The organism is Mesorhizobium sp. M1A.F.Ca.IN.020.04.1.1 (assembly GCF_003997315.1).
GTDB lineage: Bacteria > Pseudomonadota > Alphaproteobacteria > Rhizobiales > Rhizobiaceae > Mesorhizobium.
The window spans coordinates 1-4,595 of sequence record NZ_RZSN01000282.1 but is presented as its reverse complement, the minus strand read 5'-3'; the positions used below and the strand labels follow the sequence as shown (position 1 = coordinate 4,595).

The 4,595-nt window shown below is 62.7% G+C and carries 4 protein-coding genes and 2 pseudogenes; 4 read left to right on the top strand and 2 right to left on the bottom strand.

Features of this window, described 5'->3' with window-relative positions; genetic code table 11:
* Positions 1–239, top strand: a pseudogene (locus tag EOA49_RS30400) (trehalose-phosphatase); the annotation flags it as partial.
* Between the two features lie 93 nt (positions 240–332).
* Here EOA49_RS30400 and EOA49_RS30395 read toward each other — a convergent pair.
* On the bottom strand, positions 333–638 hold the full coding sequence (locus tag EOA49_RS30395; RefSeq protein WP_067328831.1) for a hypothetical protein: 306 nt from the start codon (positions 636–638) through the stop codon (positions 333–335).
* A gap of 228 nt (positions 639–866) precedes the next feature.
* Positions 867–1,898, bottom strand: coding sequence for a hydroxyacid dehydrogenase (locus tag EOA49_RS30390; protein WP_067328833.1), 1,032 nt, complete (start codon positions 1,896–1,898; stop codon positions 867–869).
* A 128-nt stretch (positions 1,899–2,026) separates the two neighbouring features.
* Here EOA49_RS30390 and EOA49_RS30385 point away from each other — a divergent pair, with 128 nt between their 5' ends.
* The 3 genes and pseudogenes from EOA49_RS30385 to EOA49_RS30375 all read left to right on the top strand — a co-directional run.
* Positions 2,027–3,100: a LacI family DNA-binding transcriptional regulator gene (locus EOA49_RS30385; RefSeq protein WP_127239830.1), complete on the top strand. Its 1,074-nt coding sequence runs from the start codon at positions 2,027–2,029 to the stop codon at positions 3,098–3,100.
* Between the two features lie 73 nt (positions 3,101–3,173).
* Positions 3,174–4,163, top strand: coding sequence for a substrate-binding domain-containing protein (locus EOA49_RS30380; RefSeq protein ID WP_245460845.1), 990 nt, complete (start codon positions 3,174–3,176; stop codon positions 4,161–4,163).
* Positions 4,164–4,307: 144 nt separating this feature from the next.
* A pseudogene (locus EOA49_RS30375) lies at positions 4,308–4,595 on the top strand (ABC transporter permease); the annotation flags it as partial.

Sequence of the window (4,595 nt, the reverse complement as noted above, 5' to 3'; positions counted from 1 at the left end):
GCTTCATGCAGCTTGAACCTTTCACCGGACGGCGACCGGTATTCCTCGGCGACGACACGTCCGACGAAAACGGTTTTGAGACCGTCAATGCCGCGGGCGGGATCTCGATCCGCGTGAGACCGCAGGGCGAGACCGCGGCGCGTTTCGCCATCGCCGATGTCGCCAGCGCGATCGCCTGGCTCGCGGCGAATTTCAATGACGGCTTCGAACAGACGGACCGCAGCGATCTGGTTGCCTGATCAATCTCGGGAAAAGTGCGTCGCGGTCCTTCGTCTGGGATCGCAAAAACGGCCCCACAACGGGGCCGTTTTGTCGGTAGCTGCACTGATTGGTTACTTGCTGCCGCCGTTCTCCTTGACGCTGCTGCAGAACTCCGGATGGCTGTTGGCTGCATTGGCGTTCTTGGCCTCGTCCTCACAAGCCGTCATCATCGCGGTCTGGTCCTCCGGCGACATTGCCTTCCACGCCTTCACGAAGGCGTCCTTGCTGACCATCGTCTTCATGCTGGAGTCGGTGTAGAAGGGCTGCATCTTGGCTGGGTCATCCAGCGCCGACGTGCCGGTTTCGCCAGCGGCGAGAGCCGAGCCGGCGACCATCGAAAGGCTCATTGCGCCAAGGCAGATCATCTTGATGTTCATGACATAAACCTCCTGTTTCTCTGGATCGTTCGAGAAACGATCGTGTCATCAACGGAAGGTCCGGATCAAAGTTCCTCTATTCCCGTGAAATGCAGAAAAAAATTCTGAAGAAAAATGGTCCTGAGAGGGCCGAAACTCTCCGTGGTCCGGCCGTTTAAGTTTGGTTGCATTACACTCAGGGCGGCAATCAGTAGCAGGAACGCTAATGTTCCAGGCGACGAGGCGCGATCAGTTCCTGTCGACCGGCTTGGAGCGCATCCGCGAAACGGTCTCTCGCTCGGCGCGCTTGGAGCGCATCGGCGGCAGACCGCGATCGAGGAGGTCCATGTCCTCCAGCACCATGTCGCCCATGCGCTTGAAGGCAACGTCGAGCGCGCCGGCGCGGTGTGCCGAGCGCAGAAAGCCGGAAAGCGAGCGCACCGGGTGGTTCTTGGCCAGCGGCTCCTCGGGAAACACGTCGCTGGCCGCAACGATATGGCCGCTTTTGACCGCTCCCATCAGCGCCGGGAAATCGACGACGCCGGCGCGGCTGAGCAGGATGAAGGCGGCGCCCTGGCGCATCTTGGCGAAAGCGTCGGCGCCGAGAAAACCCTGGTTCTCGCTGGTCACCGAGGCGACGACGAAAACGAAATCGCTTTCCGACAGCACCTTGTCGAGCGAGGCCGGCTCGACGCCATGCTCCACCAGCACGGAAGGCGGTAGCCAGGGATCGAAGACCCTGGTGCGCGTGCGGAAGCCGGTCAGCAGCCGATTGAGAGCGCGGCCAAGATCGCCGAAGCCGATGATGCCGACATCTGAACCTGAGAGGAGTCGCGCCGTCTGGTTGCCGTCGCCGCCCCATAGTTCCTCGCCTTGCCGGAAGGCGAGGTCGGCATCGACGATGCCGCGCGCCAGGTTTAGCGCCATGGCAAGGCCGAGTTCCGCCACCGGCTCCGCGAACACCAGGCCGGTGGTGACGACGTGAATGCCGCGGGCAAACAGCGTCTCATAGGGCATGTTGTTGATGAGATTGGTCTCGACGTTGAAGATGCAGCGCAGCGCTTTCAACCTCTCCAGCGTCTGAGGGGTGATCGGCGGCTGGCCGACGATGTAGCGGGCTTCGGCCAGCACATCTGTCGGCAACTCCGAGACGCCTTCCGGCGTTGTCTCGACGATGCGATATCTTTTGCGGAAGCGCGCCAGCTGCGGCGGCGTGAAGATCAGGTCGAGCGTGCGCGGTTCGGGTGCGCTGATCACCAGCGGCGAGGCTTTGTTGGACATGATCTTCCTCCCGGCGCGATTGGATCGCATCAATCATATCAGCGTTTTTACTCTCGATGAAACGATTTACAACAGCGAAAAATCGATTTATCACGAGAGGGCGACCACTCGCCTCCGGGAGAAGATTAATGGCGCAACAGCAGGCCCAGCAGCGGCGCGCGTCGATCCACGATGTGGCAAGCCAGGCGGGCGTGTCGGCGGCCACTGTTTCCAAGGTTCTTTCCGGCGTCACCACGGTAAAACCGGAAAACGCGCAGCGCGTCCTCGATGCCGTCGAGCTTCTGGGCTACCGCGTCGATCCGCTCGCCTCGGATATGCGCAGGGCCAAGCGTCGCATCATCGGCGCCATCATGCCGGAGTTCGAAAGCGAGTTCTTCGGCCAGATGGTGAGCGAGCTCGAAGGCCTCGCCGAGCAACGCGGCTATACGCTGGTCGCCGCCTCCAGCCGGGAATCGGAGCAACGTGAGAAGGAGATCCTCGCCCGCATGCATGACTGGCGCGTTGCCGGCGTCGTACTGGCGCCGGTGCGAAACGAGCACGGACCGGCGGCTGGTTTCATGAAAGCGAACGGCATGACAGGGGTGCTGATTGACCGCGTGCTTGCCGATGACGCCTTCGACACGGTTTCGGCCGACAGCGCTGCGGCAAGCGCCGAAGTGGCGCGTGCGCTGGTCAGCCAGGGCCATCGTCATGTTCTTGTGGTCGGTCTCGGCCAGCAGGCGGCGACCGTGCGCGCCCGGCTCGAAGGGTTTCGCAAGATGGCGCTTGAGCTTGCGCCCGACATCCGGATCGACGTCGTACTCTGCGAAAGCGATGTCGGGCCTTTGCGGACGCTGCTTCGCGATTATTTCAGCCAGCGGGAAGACGGCGGCGACAGGCCTACGGCGGTCTATTCGCTCTTCCTGAAGGGCACGCTGGTGGCGCTTTCGGAGTTTCGGCGGCGCGGCTGGCACTGCCCAAACGACATCTCGCTGGTCGGCTTCGACGACGCCGAATGGATGCAGGTGACGTGGCCGGCGATCGCCGCGGTGGTGCAGCCGGTGCGCGAGATCGCCGCCAACGCAATGGAGGTTTTGTTTCGCAGGATCGAAGGCGAGCGCGGCCCGCCGAGGGCGCGGCTCGAACCTTGCAAGGTGTTCATGCGGGAATCCGTTGGCTCGCCAGGCAGCGTCCCGCATTCCGGGGGAGGAGACCGACAATAACCCCCATTGTCGAAAACGGAAGAAGAGTGCCGGCCCTGGCCGAGGCATCCGGCGCAAACAAACGGAGGACGGAATGACATCGCTTTCCACAAAGATAAATCGATTTACTCTCGCATTGGGCGTGGCGCTTACCTTTGCCGCGGTCGGCACTGCTAAGGCCGAGGACGGCGAATATGGCGTGCTGATGAAGACCTTGGCCAATCCGTTCTGGGGCGCGATGGCGCAGGGCGTCGCCGACGGCGCCAAGGAAGCCGGCGTGAAATACTTCCAGCAGGCGGCCGAAAGTGACCAGGCGGCCGAGCCGCAGCTCAACCTCTGCAACACGATGCTCGAGCGCAAGCCGGTGGCGATGATTACCGCCGCCATCAACTCGACCAACCTCTTGCCCTGCCTGAAATCGGCGCAGGATGCCGGCATCAAGATCGTCGATCTCGACAACAATCTCGACCAGGCGGTTCTCGACAAGGAAGGCGTCAAGGTCACCTTCCATATCGGTTCCGACAACGTCGCGGCGGGTGCGCAAGGGGCCGAATATCTCGTCTCCAAGCTTGGCAAGGACGCCAAGGGTCCGGTGCTGGTGATCGAGGGTCTCTCCGGCAACATCACCGGCGAGAAGCGCGCCAAGGGCTTTGCCGACAAGCTCAAGGAACTGGCGCCGGGGCTCGAGGTCGTCGCCTCGCTGCCGGGCGACTGGGATCGTGGCAAGGCGGCCTCGATCGCCACCGACACACTGACGGCGCATCCCGATCTGGTTGCCATCTTCTGCGCCAACGACGGCATGGCGTTGGGCGCCGTTGAATCGGTCTACGCCGCCGGCAAAGGCGAGCAGGTGACGATCATCGGCGTGGACGGCAACATCGACGCGGTGAAGTCGATCAAGGAAGGCCGCCTGAACGCTTCCGTCGCGCAGCTTCCCTATCTCGTCGGCAAGCAGGCGGTCGAGAACGTCAAGAAGGCGCTGGCCGGCGAGAAGGTCGAGGAAAGCATCGCGGTGCCCACCCTGGTGCTGACCAAGGACGTGCTCGACGCCGGCAAGGAGCCGATGCTGCAATATGTGAAGTAGCAAGAGAAGGGACTAGGGGAGCAGGTCAGTAGGGGAGTAGGTCAGTAGTAGGGGGTAGGAGGAGGAAGGTTTGCACTTCCCAGACCCGGCTCTCTCCCGCTGACTTCCCTATTCCCCTAGTCCCCTACCCAGAAGGGTCAAAACATGGCTTCCGAAACGGCGCAGCCCGGGTTTTGGGCTCGGGTGCAGCGCGCATCCGTCGAGAGGCTCCACATCAGGCTGGAGTCGCTGCTGGTGCTTGTGCTGCTGAGCGCGGCGATGGCGATTCTGTCGCCTTTCTTCCTGTCGCTCAGCAATTTCCTCAACATCCTGCTCGCGACGTCGACGATCGGCGTGCTGGCGATCGCCGCGACCTTCGTCATCGGTTCAGGTGGGCTCGATCTGTCGCTGGGATCGGTCATGGGCCTTGCCGGCGTGGCGGGGGCCTTCGTC

What these genes read in the sequence shown, in the direction of transcription:
- EOA49_RS30395 (WP_067328831.1), bottom strand. Translation starts at nt 638, where the DNA reads ATGAACATCAAGATGATCTGCCTTGGCGCAATGAGCCTTTCGATGGTC.
- EOA49_RS30390 (WP_067328833.1), bottom strand. Translation starts at nt 1,898, where the DNA reads ATGTCCAACAAAGCCTCGCCGCTGGTGATCAGCGCACCCGAACCGCGC.
- EOA49_RS30385 (WP_127239830.1), top strand. Translation starts at nt 2,027, where the DNA reads ATGGCGCAACAGCAGGCCCAGCAGCGGCGCGCGTCGATCCACGATGTG.
- EOA49_RS30380 (WP_245460845.1), top strand. Translation starts at nt 3,174, where the DNA reads ATGACATCGCTTTCCACAAAGATAAATCGATTTACTCTCGCATTGGGC.